The organism is Glycomyces endophyticus (genome assembly GCF_039531525.1).
GTDB lineage: Bacteria > Actinomycetota > Actinomycetes > Mycobacteriales > Micromonosporaceae > Glycomyces > Glycomyces endophyticus.
Map to the genome: position 1 here is coordinate 102,952 of NZ_BAAAQF010000022.1, position 20,197 is coordinate 123,148.

At 73.4% G+C, this 20,197-nt stretch carries 15 protein-coding genes and 1 pseudogene; 11 read left to right on the plus strand and 5 right to left on the minus strand.

Going from position 1 to position 20,197, the window contains the following annotated elements; translation table 11 throughout:
* Positions 1-33 precede the first annotated feature (33 nt).
* The 4 genes and pseudogenes from ABD419_RS21150 (at position 34) to ABD419_RS21165 (ending at position 5,448) form a co-directional block, all read left to right on the plus strand.
* The gene (locus ABD419_RS21150) at positions 34-912 is read left to right on the plus strand and encodes a shikimate dehydrogenase (protein ID WP_344490759.1); all 879 of its coding nucleotides are present in this window, start codon (positions 34-36) and stop codon (positions 910-912) included.
* Positions 909-2,726 (plus strand): annotated as a pseudogene (locus ABD419_RS21155) (TIM barrel protein); the annotation flags it as partial. The gene ABD419_RS21150 and the pseudogene ABD419_RS21155, both read left to right, overlap by 4 nt.
* A 125-nt stretch (positions 2,727-2,851) precedes the next feature.
* Positions 2,852-4,186, plus strand: a complete 1,335-nt coding sequence (locus ABD419_RS21160; RefSeq protein ID WP_344490762.1) for a GH1 family beta-glucosidase — start codon at positions 2,852-2,854, stop codon at positions 4,184-4,186.
* Complete coding sequence (locus ABD419_RS21165; RefSeq protein ID WP_344490765.1) at positions 4,183-5,448, plus strand: MFS transporter; 1,266 nt, start codon at positions 4,183-4,185, stop codon at positions 5,446-5,448. Before ABD419_RS21160 ends, ABD419_RS21165 begins: the two co-directional genes overlap by 4 nt.
* Here ABD419_RS21165 and ABD419_RS21170 read toward each other — a convergent pair.
* The gene (locus tag ABD419_RS21170; protein ID WP_344490768.1) at positions 5,445-6,911 is read right to left on the minus strand and encodes an ATP-binding protein; all 1,467 of its coding nucleotides are present in this window, start codon (positions 6,909-6,911) and stop codon (positions 5,445-5,447) included. The two genes, ABD419_RS21165 and ABD419_RS21170, sit on opposite strands and share 4 nt — an antisense overlap.
* 88 nt (positions 6,912-6,999) lie before the next feature.
* On the minus strand, positions 7,000-7,965 hold the full coding sequence (locus tag ABD419_RS21175; RefSeq protein ID WP_344490771.1) for a GlxA family transcriptional regulator: 966 nt from the start codon (positions 7,963-7,965) through the stop codon (positions 7,000-7,002).
* Between the two features lie 148 nt (positions 7,966-8,113).
* On the opposite strand from ABD419_RS21175, the gene ABD419_RS21180 reads away from it, so the two are divergent.
* Complete coding sequence (locus tag ABD419_RS21180) at positions 8,114-8,680, plus strand: hypothetical protein (protein WP_344490773.1); 567 nt, start codon at positions 8,114-8,116, stop codon at positions 8,678-8,680.
* Positions 8,681-8,906: 226 nt separating this feature from the next.
* Complete coding sequence (locus ABD419_RS21185) at positions 8,907-10,391, plus strand: pectinesterase family protein (RefSeq protein ID WP_344490776.1); 1,485 nt, start codon at positions 8,907-8,909, stop codon at positions 10,389-10,391.
* Between the two features lie 138 nt (positions 10,392-10,529).
* Here ABD419_RS21185 and ABD419_RS21190 read toward each other — a convergent pair whose 3' ends face one another.
* Positions 10,530-11,567 carry a methyltransferase gene (locus ABD419_RS21190; protein ID WP_344490779.1) on the minus strand — a complete coding sequence of 346 codons (1,038 nt, stop codon included), beginning with the start codon at positions 11,565-11,567 and terminating at the stop codon, positions 10,530-10,532.
* Positions 11,568-11,921: 354 nt separating this feature from the next.
* Between ABD419_RS21190 and ABD419_RS21195 the strand changes: the two genes are divergently transcribed.
* Both ABD419_RS21195 and ABD419_RS21200 read left to right on the plus strand, forming a co-directional pair.
* On the plus strand, positions 11,922-12,536 hold the full coding sequence (locus ABD419_RS21195; RefSeq protein WP_344490783.1) for a LysE/ArgO family amino acid transporter: 615 nt from the start codon (positions 11,922-11,924) through the stop codon (positions 12,534-12,536).
* Positions 12,537-12,664: 128 nt separating this feature from the next.
* Positions 12,665-14,731, plus strand: coding sequence for a cellulase family glycosylhydrolase (locus tag ABD419_RS21200; RefSeq protein WP_344490786.1), 2,067 nt, complete (start codon positions 12,665-12,667; stop codon positions 14,729-14,731).
* A 53-nt stretch (positions 14,732-14,784) separates the two neighbouring features.
* Here ABD419_RS21200 and ABD419_RS21205 read toward each other — a convergent pair whose 3' ends face one another.
* Positions 14,785-15,771, minus strand: a complete 987-nt coding sequence (locus ABD419_RS21205) for a LacI family DNA-binding transcriptional regulator (RefSeq protein WP_344490789.1) — start codon at positions 15,769-15,771, stop codon at positions 14,785-14,787.
* 72 nt (positions 15,772-15,843) lie between these two features.
* Complete coding sequence (locus ABD419_RS21210) at positions 15,844-17,370, minus strand: alpha-N-arabinofuranosidase (protein WP_344490792.1); 1,527 nt, start codon at positions 17,368-17,370, stop codon at positions 15,844-15,846.
* A 149-nt stretch (positions 17,371-17,519) separates the two neighbouring features.
* Between ABD419_RS21210 and ABD419_RS21215 the strand changes: the two genes are divergently transcribed.
* The 3 genes from ABD419_RS21215 to ABD419_RS21225 all read left to right on the plus strand — a co-directional run bounded on the left by ABD419_RS21215 (position 17,520) and on the right by ABD419_RS21225 (position 20,108).
* Complete coding sequence (locus tag ABD419_RS21215; protein WP_344490795.1) at positions 17,520-18,290, plus strand: DUF1684 domain-containing protein; 771 nt, start codon at positions 17,520-17,522, stop codon at positions 18,288-18,290.
* Between the two features lie 103 nt (positions 18,291-18,393).
* Positions 18,394-19,032, plus strand: a complete 639-nt coding sequence (pnuC, locus tag ABD419_RS21220) for a nicotinamide riboside transporter PnuC (RefSeq protein WP_344490798.1) — start codon at positions 18,394-18,396, stop codon at positions 19,030-19,032.
* Positions 19,029-20,108, plus strand: a complete 1,080-nt coding sequence (locus ABD419_RS21225; protein ID WP_344490801.1) for an AAA family ATPase — start codon at positions 19,029-19,031, stop codon at positions 20,106-20,108. The genes pnuC and ABD419_RS21225 overlap by 4 nt, the downstream gene beginning before the upstream one ends.
* Positions 20,109-20,197 lie beyond the last annotated feature (89 nt).

Sequence of the window (20,197 nt, forward strand, 5' to 3'; positions counted from 1 at the left end):
TCGTACAAAGTTGCCGAACCGCGAGGAGACCCCGTGCCCACTGACTTCGGCGCTCCCGGCGCGCACCTCATCGGGCTCATCGGCGCCGGGATCGGACCCTCCCTCAGCCCCGCCCTCCACGAGCGCGAGGCCGCCGCGCTCGGCATGCGCTACCAGTACCGCCGCCTCGACCTCCTCGAACTCGGGTTGGGGCCCGACCGGATCGGGGACCTGCTCGCGGCCGCGCGGCTCACCGGCTACACCGGCCTGAACGTCACCCACCCGGTCAAGCAGTCCGTCATCGCCCACCTCGACGCGCTGTCCGAGGAGGCCGCCGTCCTCGGCGCGGTCAACACCGTGCTGTTCAAGGGCGGCAAGGCCGTCGGCTACAACACCGACGCCTCCGGGTTCGCCCGCAGCGCCATGGGCGGCCTCGCCGGGGCCCCGCTCGACCGGGTGGTCCTCCTCGGGGCGGGCGGCGCCGGCGCCGCGGTCGCCCACGCGCTCCTGGGGATCGGCGCCGGCCGGGTCCGCGTCCTCGACCTCGACGAGGACCGCAGCGCCCGCCTCGTCGACGCCCTCGGGGCCCACTTCGGACGCGACCGCATCAGCGCCGGCCCCGCCGCCGGACTGGAGGCCGCCGTCGCGGACGCCGACGGCATCGTCCACGCCACCCCCACCGGCATGGCCGAGCACCCCGGCACCGCCGTCCCGCCCGCGCTGCTGCGCCCGGACCTGTGGGTCGCCGACGTCGTCTACTTCCCGCTCGAGACCGAGCTGCTCGCCGCCGCCCGCGCCGCCGGATGCCGCGTCCTCGACGGCGGCCGCATGGCCGTCTACCAGGCCGTGGACTCCTTCCGGCTGTTCACCGGCGCCGAACCCGACGCCGACCGGATGCTCCGCCACTTCGACGCGCTCGCCGCCGCCCGCTGAGGAGGGAACCCGTGCACCGCCTGGGCATCGCCACCGTCTGCCTCTCCGGCACCCTCGACGACAAGCTCGCCGCGGCCGCCGCCGCGGGCTTCGACGGCGTGGAGGTCTTCGAACCCGACCTCGTGGCCGCCGCCGACGGCCCCGAGGAGGTCCGCGCCCGCTGCGCCGACCTCGGGCTGCGCATCGACCTCTACCAGCCGTTCCGCGACTTCGAAGCCGTCCCGCCCGACCTCCTGCGCGCCAACCTGCGCCGCGCCGAGGCCAAGTTCGCCGTCATGGAGCGGCTCGGCGCCGACCTCATGCTCGTGTGCTCGACCGTCCACCCCGGGTCCGTGGACGACGACGACCTCGCCGCCGCGCACCTGCGCCTCCTCGCCGAGCGCGCCGCCGACCACGGCGTGCGCCTCGCCTACGAGGCCCTCGCCTGGGGCCGCCACGTCTCGACCTACGACCGGGCCTGGCGGATCGTGCGCCGCGCCGACCACCCGAACCTCGGCCTGTGCCTCGACTCCTTCCACATACTCTCCCGCGGCTCCGACCCCGCCGCGATCCGCGTCATCCCGCCCGAGAAGCTGTTCTTCCTCCAGCTCGCCGACGCGCCCCGCCTCGACATGGACGTCCTCCAGTGGAGCCGGCACCACCGGCTCTTCCCCGGCCAGGGCGCCTTCGACCTCGCCGGGTTCCTGCGCACCGTCCTGGAGACCGGCTACACCGGGCCGCTGTCGCTGGAGGTGTTCAACGACGTGTTCCGCCAGTCCGACCCGCGCGTCGCCGCCGTCGACGCCCTCCGGTCGCTGCTCGGCCTCCAGGAGGCCGCCGGGCACGGCGCCGCCCTGCCCGCGCCGCCGCGCCTCGACGGCACCGCGTTCGTGGAGATCGGCGCCGGGCCCGGCGCGGACGCCGAGGTCGCCGCCGCGCTCGCCGCGCTCGGGTTCGCCCGCTCCGGCGAGCACCGCTCCAAACCGGTCGACCTGTGGGAGCAGGGGAGCGCCCGCATCCTCGTCAACCGGTCCGCCGCGCCCGAAGGCGCGACCGCGGTCGCCGCCATCGCCGTCGAGAGCACCGACCCGCCCGCCTCGGCCCGCCGCGCCGAGCGGCTCCTCGCCCCGATCCTGCCCCGCGAGCACCGCGCCGGCGAGGCCGACCTCGCCGCCGTCGCCGCCCCCGGCGGCACCTCGGTGTTCTTCTGCCGCACCGAGGCCGAGGACGGCTGGCGCGCCGACTTCGCCGCCACCGGCGCCCCCGCCCCGCCCGGCGCGGGCATCGAGCGCGTCGACCACGTGGCCCTCACCCAGCAGACCGACGACTTCGACGGCGCGGCGCTGTTCTACCGCACCGTGTTCGGCCTCCACCCCGAGACGCCGGCCGAGGTCGCCGCCCCCTTCGGGCTCATGCGGAGCCTGTCGATGACCGACGCCGAGCGGCGCGTCAGGATCGCCCTGAGCGTCGCCGCCGTCCGCCGCGGCGACTGGGCCCCCGGCGTCCCCCACCCCCAGCACGTCGCCTTCGCGACCGACGACGCCACCGCCGCCGCGGCGCGGCTGCGCGACGCCGGCCTGCTCCTGGAGATCCCCGCCAACTACTACGACGACCTCGACGCGCGCCTCGCCCCGCCGCCCGACCGCCTCGCCCTCATGCGCGCCCACTCCCTCCTGTACGACCGCGACGAGCACGGCGGCGAGTTCCTCCACTGCTACACGCCCGTCCTGGGCACCCGCGTCTTCTTCGAGGCCGTGCAGCGCATCGGCGGCCACACCGGCTACGGGGCGGCGAACGCCCCCGTCCGCATGGCCGCCCACCGCCGCGACCGCCTGCGCCGCAGCCGACCCGGCCCGGCCCGAGCGGCGAGGGGAATACCAGCTGAAGAGGGGTTACCGGCCGGTTCGCGAACTGGTATCTTCACGAACGTAACTCACGTCACTCTCGGAGGTGCCCCGCGATGCCGCGACTTCCCGCCGGATTCACCTGGGGCGCCGCCACCTCGGCGTTCCAGATCGAAGGGGCCCTCACCGAGGACGGCCGCGGCGCGTCCGTCTGGGACACCTTCACCGCCACCCCCGGCAAGGTCCGCGACGGCCACACCGCCGCCACCGCCTGCGACCACTACCACCGCTACGAGGACGACGTCGCCCTCCTGCGCCGCCTCGGCGTCGACGCCTACCGGTTCTCCATCGCCTGGCCCCGCGTCCAGCCCGCCGGCGCCGGCCCCGCCAACGGACCCGGCCTCGACTTCTACGACCGCCTCGTCGACGCCCTCCTGGACGCCGGCGTCGCCCCCATGCCCACCCTCTACCACTGGGACCTCCCGCAGGCCCTCGAAGACCGCGGCGGCTGGCTCGACCGCGACACCGCCCACCGCTTCGCCGAGTACGCCGCCCTCGCCGCCGCCCGCCTCGGCGACCGCGTGCGCCACTGGATCACCCTCAACGAGCCCTTCGAGCACATGGCCCTCGGGTACGCGCTCGGCCAGCACGCCCCCGGGCACGCCTACCTCCTCGACGCGCTCCCCGCCGCCCACCACCAGCTCCTCGGCCACGGCCTCGCCACCGCCGCCCTCCGCGCCGCCGGCGCGCCCCACGTCATGCTCACCAACTCCTACACGCCCGTCGTCCCCGCCGGCGAGAGCGAGGAGGACGCCGAGGCCGCCCTCGCCTACGACACCCTCCACCGCCGCCTCTTCACCGACCCCGTCCTCCTCGGCGCCTACCCCGACCTCGGCGGCTTCGGCCTCGGCGGCGACCTCCCCTTCGTCGCCGACGGCGACCTCGACCGCATCGCCGCGCCCCTCGACGGCCTCGGCGTCAACTACTACAACCCCACCCGCGTCACCGCCCCCGACGGCACCACCCCGCTCCCGTTCGCGATCGCCGAGTTCGAGGACGCCGACACCACCGACTTCGGCTGGCCCGTCGTCCCCGCCGGACTCACCCGCACCCTCCTCGACCTCACCGCCGACTACGGCGACGCCCTCCCGCCCCTGTGGGTCACCGAGAACGGCTGCTCCTACGGCACCGGCCCCGGCCCCGACGGCCGCGTCCGCGACCAGGCCCGCGTCGACTACCTCGAAGCCCACGTCGAGGCCGTCGCCGCCGCCGTCGACCAGGGCGCCGACGTGCGCGGCTACCTCGTGTGGAGCCTCCTCGACAACTTCGAGTGGGCCGAGGGCTACCACCAGCGCTTCGGCCTCGTCCACGTCGACTTCGACACCCAGGTGCGCACGCCGAAGGACTCCTTCGACCGCTACGCCGCCCTCATCAGAGACCAGCGCCCATGACCGCCGCCCCGCCCGCCCCCCGCCCCACCGGACACCCCGCCCTCGCCGAACCCGACCGCGACGTCGGCCGCGTCTGGATCGGCGGCATCACCGCCGCCATGCTCGGCCTCTACATGGCGTTCTTCACCCCCATCCAGGTGCTGCTCCCGCTCCAGCTCGCCGGCATCGACGAGGACGGCAAGGTCGCCGCCTTCGGCCTCGTCACCGGCGTCGGCGCGCTCGTCGCCGTCGTCGCCAACCCCGTCGCCGGGGCCCTCTCCGACCGCACCGCCGGCCGCTTCGGCCGCCGCCACCCCTGGACCCTCGGCGGCGTCGTCCTCGGCGCGGGGGCCCTGTGCCTGCTCGGCGCCCAGTCCACCGTCCTCGGCGTGCTCCTGTGCTGGTGCCTCGCCCAGGCCGCCCTCAACGCCGGGTACGCCAGCCTCAACGCCGGGATCCCCGACCACGTGCCCGTCCGCCAGCGCGCCGTCGTCTCCGGCTGGATCGGCTTCCCCCAGGCCCTCGGCCTCGTCGTCGGCGCCGTCATCGTCACCATGCTCGTCACCGACATCCCCGCGGGCTACGTCGTGATCGGCCTCGCCGCCGTCGCCATGACCCTCCCCTTCGTGCTGTCCACACCGGACCCGCCGCTGCCGCGCGAGGCCCGCCCCGCCTTCTCCTGGAAGGCCCTGTTCGACACGTTCTGGGTCTCCCCGAAGGCCCACCCCGACTTCGCGTGGGCCTGGTTCACGCGCTTCCTCGTCATGCTCGGCAACGCCACCGGGACCCTCTACCTGCTGTACTTCCTCGACGACGCCGTCCACCATCCCGACCCCGAGGAGGGCGTGCTCGTCCTGACGCTCCTCTACACCGGCGGCGTCATCGCCACCGCCGTCGCCGGGGGCGTCGTCTCCGACCGCATCGGCCGCCGCAAAGCCCTGGTCACCGCGTCCTCGGTGGTCATCACCGCGGCCGCGCTCATCCTCGTCTTCTGGCACACCTGGCCCGCCGCGATCGCCGCCGCCGCGATCATGGGCGCGGGCTTCGGCGTGTACCTCTCGGTCGACCAGGCGCTCATCACCCAGGTCCTGCCCGCCGCCTCCGACCGCGCCAAGGACCTCGGCATCATCAACATCGCCTCCACCGTCCCGCAGGTCCTCGGCCCCGCGCTCGCCGCCCCGATCATCGCCGGGTTCGGCGGCTACGCCGGCCTGTACGCCGTCGCCGCGGGCGTCACCCTCCTCGGCGGCATCCTGGTGTGGCCCATCAAGTCCGTCCCCTAGCGTCCGTACATCCGGTCGAGCCCCACCAGCGCCGTCCCGGGACCGGCCAGGCCCGCCAGCTCCGGCGTGAACCCCGTCAGCGAGAACACGCCCAGCACCGCGCCCTCGGCCCGGTAGCCGAGGCCCGCGAGCGCCGACCGGATCGTCTCCAGCCGCTCGAGCGCGGACGCGCCCTGGCGCTGGCCGGTGGCCTTCGCCTCGCCGATGAACGTGACCGTGCGGCCCTGCACGCCGAGGACGTCGACCTCGTACTTCGCCCGCCCGGCGTTGTCCTGCACGTTCGCGGTGCCCACCTCCCCGAAGCCCTCCTCGCGCCCGAGCTCGGCGGCGGCGAAGCGGCGCACCCACTCCCGGGCCAGCTCCTCGAAGTGCGGGCCGATGATCTGCGACCGGAAGGTGTCGCGCATCGCGCGCCAGACCTGCTGCGACTGGCCCAGCTCGAGCTGCCCCTGGCGCGGCGCGGTCACGAGCCGGTCGAAGCGGATGATCGGGTCGCGCACGCTGATCGAGCTGCGGCCGCGGACCAGGTCGACCCGGCGCGCGACGTACCCGGTGGACTCGAGGGTCCGCAGCAGCGGCCGCACGGCGTCCTTGCTCCGGCCGGTCTCGGCGCCGATCTTCGCCAGCGTCGTGGAGCCGCGGGCGATCGCCCCGAGCACGTCGTGGTACGCCGACCGGTCGGTGATCCGCGGGTCCTCGCGCAGCAGGTAGTCGACCTCGGCCGTGGTGAACGCCCCGAAGCCGGTGCTCAGGAGCGTGTCCGGCACCCACTCCTCGAACTCGGCCGGGCTGCGCGGGGTCCGGTCGATGAGCCGCCGGTACCCGGGGTAGCCGCCGACGCAGGCGTGGACCTTCATGGCCGTCTCGGGGTCGGCGACGCCCCACAGCTCGGCGGTCTGCCGGTAGTCGAGGGGCCCGAGCTTGAGGTCGACCATCGCCCGCCCGCGCAGCGGCTTCGTCCCTGAGAGCAGTTCGCGCATGACGCTCAGCGAGGACCCGCACAGGACCACCCGCCCGCCCGGGCCCTCGCCGCGCTGGGCCCGGTCGTAGAGCAGCTGGAGGAGTCCCGGCAGCTGCGGGGCCTTCGCCATCGCATACGGGAACTCGTCGATCACCAGCAGCGGCGGCCGCCCCGGCGGGGCGGTGCGCGCGGCGACGTCGAGGGCGCTCACCAGCAGCGACTCCCAGTCGGCGGTCGCCGCCCCCGCGATGCCGCCGTGCGCGGCGATCCCGGCCGCGAACCGGGCCCGCGCCGACAGGTCGCCCTCCTCCTGCACGCACACGTGGTACAGCCCGCCCACGGCCCCCGCGGCGGCGGTGAGCAGGTGCGTCTTCCCCGCGCGGCGGCGCCCGGAGACGATCCCGATCTTCAGCGAGCCGTCGTCCCCGGCGCGCAGGAACCGCTCCAGGACCGCCCACTCCAGGTCCCGGCCGATGATGGTGTCAGGCTTCTCCACGAGCATCCTCCGTCGAAGTCGTGTAGTCGAGACTACACGAAAATCGTGTAGTTCGAACTACACGATTCTCGTGCTCCTCGGCCGCGGCCGGAGCTTAGCCGGCTGTCGCGGCGACCGCGCGGTACTGCGAGGGCGCGATGCCGTACTCCTTCGCAAACGCCTGGCGCAGCGACTCGGCGGAGGCGAAGCCGCAGCGGGCCGCGACCCGCGCGACCGGGAGGTCCGTCGTGGACAGCAGCTGCGCGGCGGAGGTGACGCGGGCCTTCCTGACGTAGCGGCCGGGGGTCTGGCGCAGGTGAGCGCGGAACAGGCGCGTCAGGTGGCGCGGGCTCACCCGTGCGAGCCGGGCGAGGGCCTCGGCGGAGAGGTCACCGTCGAGCGAGGCGGCGATGTGGTCGGTGACCCTGCGGACCATGTCGTGGTCGGCCGCGGGCGCGGCGGTGAACATGCTCATCTGCGCCTGGTTCCCGGGCCGGTGCAGGTAGGTGACCATGGCGCGGGAGACCCAGCGGGCCATGTCGGGGCCGAAGTCGGCCTCGATGAGCGACAGCGACAGGTCGATCGCGCTGGTCACCCCGGCGGCGGTGTAGACGTTCCCGTCCTTGATCCAGATCGGCCGCGGGTCCACGGTCACGCCGGGGCAGGCCGCGGCGAGCTCGTCGGCGAAGCGCCAGTGGGTGGTCGCGCGCCGCCCGTCGAGGAGTCCGGCGGCGGCCAGGACGCTCGCGCCGGTGCACAGCGACGCGACGCGCTCGCTCTCGCGGGCGAGGCGGCGCACGTGGCCGACGAGGCGCTCGTCGCGGGCGGCGGCGGTGTGCCCGAGCCCGCCGGAGACGACGAGCGTGCCGACGGGGCCGCGCACGCGCTCGAGCGCCTGCTGCCCGGTGAGGACGAGGCCGGAGGTGCAGGTGATCGGGCCGCCGCCGGGGGTGGCGAGCACGAGGTCGTAGCGCACCGCCGGGTCGATCTGGCGGACGGCGTCGAGTGTGGTGGTGACGCAGGCGATGTCGAGGAGTTCGGCGTCGTCGTAGCCGACGACGACCACGCGGTGCGGGTCCATGCCCCGAGCGTAGGCCAACGCAGGGTAGTCCGGAAGACCATGATGCCAAGATTTCGGACCTCGGGTCCGCTCCGGCTTGACCCGGCGGTGGCGCGGGCGGAGAGTTGAACACGTCAGATACCCCCTCCAGGTATACGAGGAGCTTCCAATGTCGACCCGCACCCCCGAACTCGCCCGCCACCGGGTCCTCCGGTTCTGGCCCGTCGCCGCGGGCATCGCCTTCGGCGCGTTCGTCGCCTACGACCTCGCCGCGGGCGCCGACCTCGCGCCCGTGCTCACCGCCTCCGGGCTCGTCTACCTCGGCGCCGCCGCGATCGGGCGCCCGCGCGCGGCCTGGCCGGTGTTCTGGCTGTCCTTCGTGGTCATCGGCGCGGCCGGATTCACGCCCTGGGAGGACGCGGCCACCTGGGTCCTGCTCGGCATCGCCGCGGCCTTCGCCCTGCACGGCCTCGTCCGAGGCGCGCTGCGCCCCTTCGAGTCCCTGCCGCTCCAGTCGCTGGCGATGGTCCTGTTCGGCGGCGCCTCGGTCGCGGTGCTCGTCATCGGCGGCGACGCCGCCGCGTACATCGTGGCCGCGGGCCTGCTCGCCCACGCCGGCTGGGACGCGTGGCACCACCGCACCGGCCGCGTCGTGGTCCGCTCGATGACCGAGTTCTGCCTCTTCCTCGACGTCATCGCCGCCGTCGCGATGATCGCGGTGACGCTGAACGGCTGACCGCCGACCGCGCCGCCCGGGGCCCCTCGGCCCCGGGCGGCGGTGTAGGCGGAGCGGCCGGCGCGGAGCGGTCCATGTGGAGCGTCCCCGGCGGTGGCGCCCTGGAACCGTTTGCCCTACAATCTGGATCGACAACTATAAATGCCTGGATTGCTGAGGAATTTTCTCCCGGCATGCTCAGCGACCGGGCGCGTCCAATGGAGTCGATATGTCATCGAGTACTTCAGTGCGCCCATTCCGACGCCGCCTCGCAGCGGCGCTCGCCGTCGTGGTCGGCGCCGTCCTGGCGGCCGCCACCGCCCTCATCACCGCCACCGGGGCGCAGGCCGTCGAGGCCGGCGTCTGGTACAACGTGGAGTCCCGCCACTCCGGCCTGGTCCTCGGCATCCGCGCGGCCTCCACGGCCAGCGGGGCCGAGCTCGTCCAGTGGTCGAGCAACGGCTCGCACGACCAGCAGTTCCGCTTCGTCGACGCCGGCGGCGGCTACTTCAAGATCCAGGTCCGCCACTCCGGGCAGGTCCTCGACGTCGCGAGCGGCTCGACCGCCGACGGCGCCAAGGTCCAGCAGTGGGGCGACGCCGGGAGCACCAACCAGCAGTGGCGGGTGACCGAGAGCGGCGGCTACGCCACGATCGTCAACCGCGCCTCGGGCAAGGCCCTCGACGTGTGGGAGTGGTCGACCGCCAACGGCGGCAGGATCTCCCAGTACACGCCCACCGGCGCGACCAACCAGCAGTGGCGCCTCGTCCCCGCCGAAGGCGACGTCGAGGCCGACATCGTGGTCGCCGCCGACGGCTCGGGCGACTACACCGGGGTCCAGGCCGCGGTGAACGCCGCCGCCTCCGGCTCGACCATCCTCGTCAAGGCCGGCACCTACAAGGGCGCGGTCACCGTGCCCTCCTCCAAGACCGGCCTGACGCTCATCGGCGCCACCGGGAACGCCGCCGACGTCGTCATCCACGAGAACCGCTGCGCGAGCTGCAGCAACGGCGCGGGCGGCACGTGGGGGACCAGCGGCAGCGCCAGCGTCCTGCTCCAGGGCGCGAACTTCACCGCTGAGGACCTCACCTTCGCCAACACCTACGACGAGGCCGCGAACGGCGCCAGCCAGGCCGTCGCCGTCAAGGTCCAGGGCGACCGGATGGTCTTCGACAACGTGCGCTTCCTCGGCAACCAGGACACCCTCCTGACCGACTCGGGCAGCGCCACCACCGTGTCGCGGCAGTACTACCACGACTGCTACGTCGAAGGCGACGTCGACTTCATCTTCGGCCGCGGCACCGCCGTGTTCGACGGGTGCCGCATCCACTCGCTCACCCGCGGCTCCACCACCAACAACGGGTACATCGTGGCGCCCAGCACCGAGATCACCAACCCGTACGGGATGCTGTTCTACCGCTGCTCGCTGACCAGCAACGCGCCCGCCAACTCCGTGTACCTGGGCCGCCCCTGGCCCGCCGGCGGCTCCACCACCGCGCGCGGCCAGGTCCTCTACCGCGAGACGACCATGGGCTCGCACATCCGCACCGCCGAGCCGTGGTCGGACATGTCGGGCCTGGCCTGGGAGGACGCGCGCCTGCGCGAGTACCAGAACACCGGCGCGGGCGCGACGGTGAACGCCAACCGGCCGCAGATGTCCGCCAGTGAGGCCGCGAACTACGAGATGGTCGACTACCTGCGCGGCTCGGACGGCTGGAACCCGATCCGCTAGCGCACCCGGAATCCGGTCCCCGGCGGCACGGCCGCCGGGGACCGTCGGACCCGCGGGGGAGAATTGATGATCGGGGGGACTCGGTCCCCCCGCCAGCTGGGCTGCCCTCGTCGTGCCGGCCTCCTCGTGCCGGCCCGCTCAACGCCGGTGCAGCACATGGATCCGCGGGTGGTGCCCCTTCTGGAAGACCTGGTGCACCGCCCGCGGCTCCCACTGCGCGCGGTGCTCGCGCAGCAGCCGCTCCATGAGCCGCACCTCGTGCGTGAGCACCGCGAACACCCCGCCCGGCGCCGCGAGCCGGTGCGCGGTGTCGAGCATCGCGCCGTACAGTTCCGCGTTCGTCTCGTGGGAGCCGGTCCGCGTGCCCCACGGCGGGTCGGCCGCGACCGCCTCGAAACGCCTGCCGCCCAGCAGGTCCGGTGAGGCCACGTCGGCCGCCGCGAGCTCCGCCGCGACCCCGGCGGCCGCCAGGTTCGCCCGGCACGCGGCGTTCGCGGCCGCGCTCCGCTCGACCCCGACCGCCGCGCGGGCCCGGCCCGCCAGGAGCCGCTCGACCAGCAGCGTCCCGGACCCGCTCATGAGGTTGAGGAACCGGTCCTCGGGCCGGTGCGGCAGCATCCGGACCATCGCGGCCGCGATCGTGGCGTTCACCGCGCCCGGGTAGTCCGCCACCCGCCACGCCCGGGCCGAGATCGGTCGCGCGGAGGTCCGCACCAGCACGTCCCAGCCGTCGGCGTCGGGGCAGGGCCGGAACCGCAGCACGAGGTCCCCGTCGCCGCGCCGGTGCGCCAGGCCCGTCGCGCCGGCGATCGCCTCGGCGAGCCGCCCGAAGACGGCCGAGCCGCTCCCGGCGGCCTCGATGCGGAACGACCGCACCCCGTCCACCTCGCTCGCGGCCGCCCTGATGCGGCGCAGGTGGTCGGCGTGCAGGAGCTGCGCGGGCCGGGCCACGCCGAAGGTGAGCACGGTGAACGCAGCGACGGCGGTGCGCAGCGCGGTGAGCCGCTCCAGCGGCCCCGGGTACGCGAACCGGAGCGCGTCCTCGCGGCCCGGCACCGGCGCGGGCTGGACGCGGGGAAGCAGCGAGCGGATCTCGTCGGCGACGCTGCGGCGCAGCCCTGGGAGGAAGACGACTTCGACCGCGCGGGGGCGCGCGGCACGGCGGGACAGGGCCATCGAGGACCCCTCTCATGACGAAGCGGGAAGCGGGAATGCACCGGGCCGCCTCGGCGGGGCGGTGCGCCGTGCACGCTCCGGCCGCGCTCCGGGGGCCGCCCTCCGGGCGAGTCCCTCCGTGCGCCGCGCGCGTGCTCCCGCTCTACTTCGTCATTGCGCCGCAGCCTAAGCGACCGCAGCGGCGCACGGCAACCCGATTCGGCCCCGCGTCCGGCGACACGACGCCGCGCGGAGGCGGGCCCGGTACGGGCCGCTCCCGGCGCACCGGACGGGTCCACCGCCCCGCGCGGGCGGTTCCGCGCCACTGCCGCCCCGCTAGACTCGTCCGATGCCCTCGAACGCCCCCGCCCGCCCGTGACCGCGGCCTTCCTCGCCGGCCTCGCCCTCGGCCTGGCGCTCATCGTCCCCATCGGCGCCCAGAACGTGTTCGTCTTCGGCCAGGGCGTCGCCCTCGGGATGCCGAGGGCGCTGTGGGCCGTGGCCGGGGCCGGGCTGTGCGACACGCTCCTCATCGTCCTCGGCGCGACCGGCGCCTCCGCGCTGCTCGACTCGGTCCCGGGCCTGCGCCCGGCCATGCTCGCCGCCGGGGCCGCGTTCCTGACCTACCTCGGCGTGAAGTCCCTGCGCGCCAAGCCCGCCGACATCGCCGACGAGACCGGTTCCTGGTCGCCGCTGCGCACCCTGCGCCGCACTGCCGCGGTCTCGCTGCTCAACCCGCACGCCATCCTCGACACCGTCGGCGTCCTCGGCGCCGCCATCGCCGCGCAGGCCGCTGCCTCGCGCACGGTCTTCGCCGCCGGGGCGGTCGCCGCGTCCTGGACCTGGTTCCTCATCCTCGCCGGGGCCGCGACCGGGCTGCGCGGCGTCATGACCAAGGAGCGCCGCGTCTGGTTCGACCGCGCCTCCGGCCTCATCCTGCTCGTCTTCGCCGCCTGGCTCGCCTACGAGTTCGCCGCGATCCTCCTCTGATCCGATTTCACCGCTTGGGAGCGATTGACAAAGTTTAGTCTCACAACTTAGTCTTGCATCGAGGATTCTCGATGGGTTCCCGCGGCCCCGCGTCCTCCCCGGCAGCCGACGCGGACAGAAGGAGCACCATGCAAGGCGTCAAGCGACGAACCCGCAAATGGATGGCGCTGGCGGTGGCCGCCCTCGCCGTCCTCGCCGCCGGGCTCGGCATCCTCGCCCCCTCCGCCGCGTACGCGGCCGAGGGCTGCAAAGTGGACTACAAGATCGCCAGCCAGTGGGGCGGCGGCTTCACCGGGGACGTGAAGATCACCAACCTCGGCACCGCCGTCAGCTCCTGGAGCCTGGTCTGGACGTTCCCGAACGGCCAGCGCGTCACCCAGGCGTGGAACGCGACCACCACCAACTCCGGTGACACCGTCACCGCGAAGAACATGAGCTACAACGGGTCCATCCCCACCAACGGCTCGGTCTCCTTCGGCTTCAACGGCTCCTGGTCCGGAACCAACGGCGTCCCGGCCTCCTTCAGCCTCAACGGCACCGCGTGCACCGGCTCGGTCGGCGAGCCCAGCACCCCGCCCACCACCACCCCGCCGCCCACCGGCGGGATCTCCGCGATGGAGACCGTCGCGGCCATGCAGCCGGGCTGGAACCTCGGCAACTCCCTCGACGCGGTCGGGGCCGACGAGACCGCCTGGGGCAACCCGCGCGTCACCGAGGCGCTCATCGACAACGTTGCCGCCCAGGGCTACAACAGCATCCGCATCCCCGTCACGTGGGACAACCACCAGTCCAAGTCCGCGCCGTACGCCGTCGAGGACGCCTACCTCGACCGGGTCGAGGAGGTCGTGGGCTGGGCCCTCGACGCCGACCTGTACGTGCTCATCAACATCCACCACGACTCGTGGATCTGGATGGCGGACATGAACACCAACCGCACCGTCGTGGAGGACCGCTACGAGGCGATCTGGACCGCCCTCGCCGGCCGCTTCCGCGACGCCCCGCCGGAGCTGCTGTTCGAGAGCGTCAACGAGCCCCAGTTCAACAACGTCGACGACACCACCGCCTACGCGCTCCTGGACGACCTGAACACCTCGTTCCACTCGATCGTCCGCGCCTCCGGCGGCGGCAACGCCGACCGCGTCCTGGTCCTGCCGACCCTCCACACCAACGCCGACCAGGGCCGCCTCGACGCGCTCAGCGCCACCATCGCCGCCCTCGACGACGAGCACATCGCCGCGACCATCCACTACTACGGCTTCTGGCCCTTCAGCGTGAACATCGCCGGGTACACGAAGTTCAACGACGAGGTCAAGGCCGACCTGGAGGGCTACTTCAACCGGGCCCACGACGAGTTCATCGCCAACGGCATCCCCGTCCTCATCGGCGAGTACGGCCTCCTCGGGTTCGACACCCACACCGGCACCGTCGAGCAGGGCGAGAAGCTGAAGTTCTTCGAGTACGCCGGGTACTACGCCCGCCAGAAGGGCATCACCCTGCAGCTGTGGGACAACGGCCAGCACTTCGACCGGACCGCGTTCACCTGGAAGGACCCCGAGCTCTTCACGATGCTCAAGGCCGCCTGGAGCACCCGCTCGGGCACCGCGAGCACCGACCAGGTCTACGTCGGCCGCACCGCGACCGTCGCCGACGTCTCGCTGACCCTCAACCTGAACGGGACCACGTTCCAGGGCCTGCGGGTCGGCTCGACCAGCCTCGTCCAGGGGACCGACTACACGATCTCGGGCTCCACGCTCACCATCAAGGCGAGCCGGCTCGCGGCGCTGCTGGGCGACCGGTCCTACGGCGTCAGGGGCACCGTCCACGCGGTCTTCTCCCAGGGCGCGCCCTGGCGCATCAGCGTCGTCTCCTACGACCAGCCGACCATGTCGGCCGCCACGGGCGCCTCGGCCACCTTCGCGATCCCCACCCAGTTCAAGGGCGACCAGCTGGCGACCATGGAGGCGAAGTACGCCGACGGCACCCCGGCCGGCCCCCAGAACTGGACCTCCTACAAGGAGTTCGGCCGCGCGTTCAACCCCGACTACACCGCCGGCGCCGTCACCCTCCCGACCGCGTTCTGGTCCGAGGTCAACGACGGCCAGAAGGTCACCCTGACGTTCCACTTCTGGAGCGGGCGCACCGTCACCTACTACGTCACCGAGTCCGGCGGCAACGTCACCGGCTCACTGACCTAGCCCTCCGATAGAGCGGACCGGCCCGGCGCGGACGCGCCGGGCCGGTCCCGTGTCTACCTGGTCGACTCGCGGACCTTCAGCTCGAAGGGGGCCGTGTGCTCCTCCGGCGGCCGGGCGGGGTGCTCCAGGCGGGCGGCGATGAGGGAGACGGCCTTCTCGGCCATCCAGCGGTGGTCCGGGGAGACCGACGACAGCGCCGGGGTCGTGTACGCCGACTCGGGGATGTCGTCGAAGCCGACGACGCGCACGTCCTCGGGCACGCGCAGGCCCAGGTCGGCCAGGCCCCTGATGACGCCCATCGCGACCGTGTCGGTCACGGCCACCACCCCGTCGAACGGGACCCCGGACGCGTGGAGGCGCCTGACCGCCCGGCGGCCGTCCTCCATGGACATGCCCGAGAGCGCGACGAGGGAGGTGTCCAACTCGATCCCGTGGGCCGCGAGGCCGTCCACATAGCCCTGGTAGCGGCGCGAGACCACGTGGACGCCCTCCAGGGACCACCCGGTGACGTTCGCGATCCTGGTGCAGCCCTGCGCGATGAGGTGCTCGGTGGCGGCGCGCGTGCCCGCCTCGTTCGCCATGCCCACATGGTCGATGCTCGCGCCGAAGTCGCGCTCGCCGAGCATCACGATCGGGAAGTCGCCCCACGAGTGCCCCTGGTCGCGGGGGTCGAGGACCACCGCGCTCAGGATCAGCCCGTCGAACTGGAGCTTGTGCGACTGGGCGACCGCCTCGACCTCGCCGGTGTCGCTCCCGCCGGTCTGCTCGATCGCCACGTGGAAGCCGCGGGCGCGCGCCGCGTCGATCACGAGCGCCCCCAGCATCCCGTAGTACGCCTGGTCGACGCCGGGCACCGCGAGCCCGATCACCCCGGTGCGCCCGGCTTTCAAGGTGCGGGCGTTGACGTTCAGGCGGTACCCGGACTGCTGGATCGCATCGAGGACGCGCAGCCGGACGGGCTCCGAGACCCCGGCCCGGTTGTTGACCACATTGGACACGGTCATCTTGGACACGCCGGCGAGGCGCGCCACGTCGCTCATGGTCACCACTCGGGTACCGCCTTTCGGGATTCGACGATCCTCCTATGTTCTCACCCTAGTGCGAGCGACCGACTACGCCACGTCCCCGGCGACGGTCACGAACGAGTGCGCGGGCAGGTGGACCAGCAGCCGGCCGCCCTCGATCCGCACCCCGTCGTGGGCGCGCGGGGCCACGGCCCCGGGCTCCTCGGGCGTGTTGTGCGCGTGCACCGCACCGGCGGTGAGGATCTCCGACTCCAGACCCGCGACCGACCCGCCGCGCAGGTCGATCGCGACGTCGGCCGCCTCCGACGCGTCGAGGTTCGACAGCGACACCAGCAGGCGGCCGTCCTTGCGGGAGGCCGAGACCGACACCGTCGACAGCGCCGCGCCGTCCACCTCCCGCACCGGGGCCTCGCCCACGACGTGGACCTGGAGGCTCGCGGCGTCCTGGTGGCCCTTGTTCATCCGGAACACGTGGTACGTCGGCGTCAGCACCAGCGCGCCCGAGTCGGGGTCGGTGAGGATCATCGCCTGGAGCACGTTCACCGTCTGCGCGATGTTCGCCATCACCAGGCGGTCGGCGTGCCGGTGGAACACGTCGAAGTGGAGGCTCGCCACGAGCGCGTCGCGCATCGTGTTCTGCTGGTACAGGAACCCAGGGTTCGTGCCCGGCTCCACGTCCCACCACGTGCCCCACTCGTCCAGCACGATCCCGATCTCCTTCTTCGGGTCGTACAGGTCCATGACGTTGGCGTGCCCGGTCAACAGCTCGTCGGTGCGCGCGGCCTTGGCGAGGGTCGTGTAGTACTCCTCCTCGGTGAACGCCGTCGCCGAGCCCTTCTCCGCCCACGTCCCCGCGATCGTGTAGTAGTGCACCGAGACCGCCTGGTACAGCGGGCGCTCCACGCGCTGGCAGCCCAGGTGCGAGAGCTGCTTCATGAGCGTCTCGGTCCACGCGTAGCTGAAGTCCGAGGCCCCGGCGGCGATGCGGTACAGCTTGTTGTCGCCGTAGTCGCGGCAGTAGGTCGCGTAGCGGCGCGCCTCGAGCGCGTACTGCTCGGCGCTCATGTTCCCGCCGCAGCCCCACGTCTCGTTGCCCAGGCCCCAGTACTTGACCTTCCACGGCTCCTCGCGGCCGTTGGCCTTGCGCTCGCGCACCGCGGGGGAGTCGCCGTCGCGGGTGAGGTACTCGACCCACTCGCTCATCTCCTGGACGGTGCCGGAGCCGACGTTCCCGGAGATGTACGGCTCGGTGCCCAGCAGCTCGCACAGGGCCATGAACTCGTGGGTGCCGAAGTGGTTGTTCTCCTCGACCCCGCCCCAGTGGGTGTTGACCATGACCGGCCGGTCCGCCTTCGGGCCGATGCCGTCCCGCCAGTGGTACTCGTCGGCGAAGCAGCCGCCGGGCCAGCGCAGGTTGGGGATGTCGAGCGCCCGCAGGGCCTCGACGACGTCGAGGCGGATGCCGCCCTCGTTGGGGAGGTCGGAGTCCTCGCCCACGTAGAAGCCGCCGTAGATGCAGCGGCCCAGGTGCTCGGCGAAGTGGCCGTACACGTGGCGGTTGATGACGGGGCCTTCGAGGTCGAGGTTCACGACGGCGTTGACGGTGCTGCTCATCAGGGCCTTCCCGGCTACTTCTTATTTATCGGTAAAGTCGATTCACTCTACCGGGTCCCCGCGCCGCCCTGTCAAGAGTCCGCCCGGCGGGAATTTCCCGGCCCTCCCCGCCCTTGAACCCGGGACCGACCGACACCGAGGAGCACCGCGTGACCGACGACTTCGCCCGCGACTGGCAGGCCTGGCACGACCGCCGCGAGGCCGCGCTGGCCGAGCCCCACGGCTGGCTCAGCCTCACCGCCTTCCACTGGCTCGACGCCGAGCCCGCGGCCCTCGACGGCCTGCCCGGCCGCTGGAGCTCCGACGGGACCGCCGTCACCGTCACCGCCGCGGCCGCCGACCGGCTCGTCGCCGACGGCGCCCCGATCGACGGCACCGCCGTGCTCCCGACCCCCGTCGGGCCCGCCTGGATCGACTACGGCGGCAAGCGCCTCGAACTCGCCCCGCGCGGCGGCCGCCACGCCGTCCGCGTGCGCGACCCCCTCGCCCCCACCCGCACCGGCTTCACCGGCGTCCCCGCCTACGATCCCGACCCCGCGTGGTCGGTCCCGGCCCGCTTCGCCGCCGCCCCCGAGCGCCTCGACGTCGGCTCGGTCCGCCCCGGCGTCGACCAGTCCCTCGGCACCCTCGGCACGGTCCGCTTCGACCTCGCGGGCGAGGCCCAGGAGCTCGTCGCCGCCGACGCGGGGGACGGGCGCCTGTGGCTGCTCTTCCGCGACCCCACCAACGGCGCCGAGACCGCCTCGTTCCGCCAGCTCACCACCGCCGCGCCCGGCCCGGACGGGACCGTAGAGCTCGACTTCAACCGGGCGCTCAACATGCCCTGCGCGTTCACCGACTTCGGCACCTGCCCGCTCCCGCCGGGCCCGAACCGGCTCACCGTCGCCGTCACCGCGGGCGAACGCAAACCGGTCCAATAGATTTATATCGGGTCCGATGCATGCCGCATCGGACCCGGCGGCATCACCGACGTAGAGTCGTCATCCGAAGCGCCCCTTGCCGTCCCCTGGGAGGACCCGCCGGATGTTCGACGCCGTGCCCAACCCCGTCCTGTTCGACGCCTTCGGCGTGCCGACCACCCTCATCGAGGTGCTCGGCTTCGTCTCCGGCGCCCTCTGCGTGTGGCTGGTGGCCCGCCAGCACCTCGCCAACTGGGGCATCGGCATCTTCAACTGCCTGATGTTCATCGTCCTGTTCACCCAGTGGGGCCTCTACGCCGACGCCGGCCTCCAGCTCGTCTTCATCGCCCTCGGCGCCTACGGCTGGTGGAACTGGGTCCGCGGCGGCGGCCCCGCCGACGACGCCCTCCCGGTCAGCCGCACCTCCCGCACCGAGTGGGCCGCCCTCGCCGGCGCCGGGCTCCTCGGCCTCGCCGCCATCACTTTGCTCCTGGTCCGCGCCACCGACTCCGACGTGCCCTTCTGGGACGCCCTCACCACCGTCCTGTCGCTCCTGGCCACCTACGGCCAGACCCGCAAGCGGCTCGAGTCCTGGTGGCTGTGGATCGCCGCCGACCTCGTCTACATCCCGCTGTACGCCTACAAGGGCCTCTACCTCACCGCGATCCTCTACGTCGGGTTCCTCGCGCTGTGCGTCCTCGGCCTCCTGAACTGGCGCAAGGACCTCCACGCCCGCGCCGCCGCGGTGGAGGCCCCCGCGTGAGCCTCCCCGAGCACGGCCTGGTGCTGGGCAAGTTCTACCCGCCCCACGCCGGCCACTTCCACCTCGTGCGCGCCGCGCTCGCCGGGTGCGAGCGCCTGACGGTCCTCGTCAGCCACGCCGACGTCGAGTCGATCCCCCTGGCGAGCCGCGTCGCCTGGCTCCAGGAGGCCTTCCCGGCCGCCCGGGTCATCGGCGCCGTCGACAACGTCCACATGGACCTCCACGACGAGGCGGTCTGGCAGGCCCACGTCGACGTCTTCCAGGCCGCCGTCCCCGAGCGCATCGACGCGCTCTTCACCTCCGAGTCCTACGGCCCCGAGCTCGCCCGCCGCCTCGGCGCCGCGCACGTGCTCGTCGACCTCGACCGCGGCGCCGTGCCGATCTCCGGCACCGCGATCCGCGCCGACCCGGCCGGGAACTGGCACTTCCTCGAAGGGCCCGTGCGCGCCGGGCTCGCCCTGCGCGTGGTCGCCGTCGGCGCCGAGTCCACCGGCACCACCACGGTCGCCGAGGACCTCGCCGCGGCCTGCCGCGCCCGCGGCGGCGCCTGGGCCCAGACGCGGTGCGTGCCGGAGTACGGCCGGACCTTCAGCGAGGAGAAGCTGCGCCGGCTCCAGGCCGAGCGGCCCGGCGCGACCTGGTCCGACGTCCGGTTCGACACCGCCGACTTCCCGCTCATCGCCGCCCGCCAGAACGAGATCGAGGAGGCCGAGGCCCGCCTGGGCGGCCCCGTCCTGGTCTGCGACACCGACGCCTTCGCGACCGCGGTCTGGCACGAGCGCTACCTCGGCGGCCGCAACCCGGCCCTCGACCCGCTCGCCGACGCCCTGCCCCACCACCTGTACCTCCTCACCGACCACGAGGGCGTGCCCTTCGAGGACGACGGCCTGCGCGACGGCGAGCACCTGCGCCCCTGGATGACCGGCCGCTTCCAGGAGGAGCTCGAGCGCACCGGCCGCCGCCACGTGCGCCTCCACGGCTCCCGCGAGGCCCGCCTCGACCAGGCCTTGCGGGCCGTCGACGCGCTCGTCGCCGAAGGCTGGGGCATCGCCGACCCGCTCCCGGAGCACCGGTGACGCGTTCCTGACGGGCCCGGCCCCGATCCTGATGCGGCGGTGACGGACACGAACCCGCAGCGGTGCCTACGCTTCAGCCGACCGCGACC

Bases quoted from the DNA above. Each gene is read 5' to 3' on its own strand.
- ABD419_RS21160 (WP_344490762.1), top strand. From the start codon at position 2,852: ATGCCGCGACTTCCCGCCGGATTCACCTGGGGCGCCGCCACCTCGGCG.
- ABD419_RS21165 (WP_344490765.1), top strand. From the start codon at position 4,183: ATGACCGCCGCCCCGCCCGCCCCCCGCCCCACCGGACACCCCGCCCTC.
- ABD419_RS21170 (WP_344490768.1), bottom strand. From the start codon at position 6,911: ATGCTCGTGGAGAAGCCTGACACCATCATCGGCCGGGACCTGGAGTGG.
- ABD419_RS21175 (WP_344490771.1), bottom strand. From the start codon at position 7,965: ATGGACCCGCACCGCGTGGTCGTCGTCGGCTACGACGACGCCGAACTC.
- ABD419_RS21180 (WP_344490773.1), top strand. From the start codon at position 8,114: ATGTCGACCCGCACCCCCGAACTCGCCCGCCACCGGGTCCTCCGGTTC.
- ABD419_RS21190 (WP_344490779.1), bottom strand. From the start codon at position 11,567: ATGGCCCTGTCCCGCCGTGCCGCGCGCCCCCGCGCGGTCGAAGTCGTC.
- ABD419_RS21200 (WP_344490786.1), top strand. From the start codon at position 12,665: ATGCAAGGCGTCAAGCGACGAACCCGCAAATGGATGGCGCTGGCGGTG.
- ABD419_RS21205 (WP_344490789.1), bottom strand. From the start codon at position 15,771: ATGAGCGACGTGGCGCGCCTCGCCGGCGTGTCCAAGATGACCGTGTCC.
- ABD419_RS21210 (WP_344490792.1), bottom strand. From the start codon at position 17,370: ATGAGCAGCACCGTCAACGCCGTCGTGAACCTCGACCTCGAAGGCCCC.
- pnuC (WP_344490798.1), top strand. From the start codon at position 18,394: ATGTTCGACGCCGTGCCCAACCCCGTCCTGTTCGACGCCTTCGGCGTG.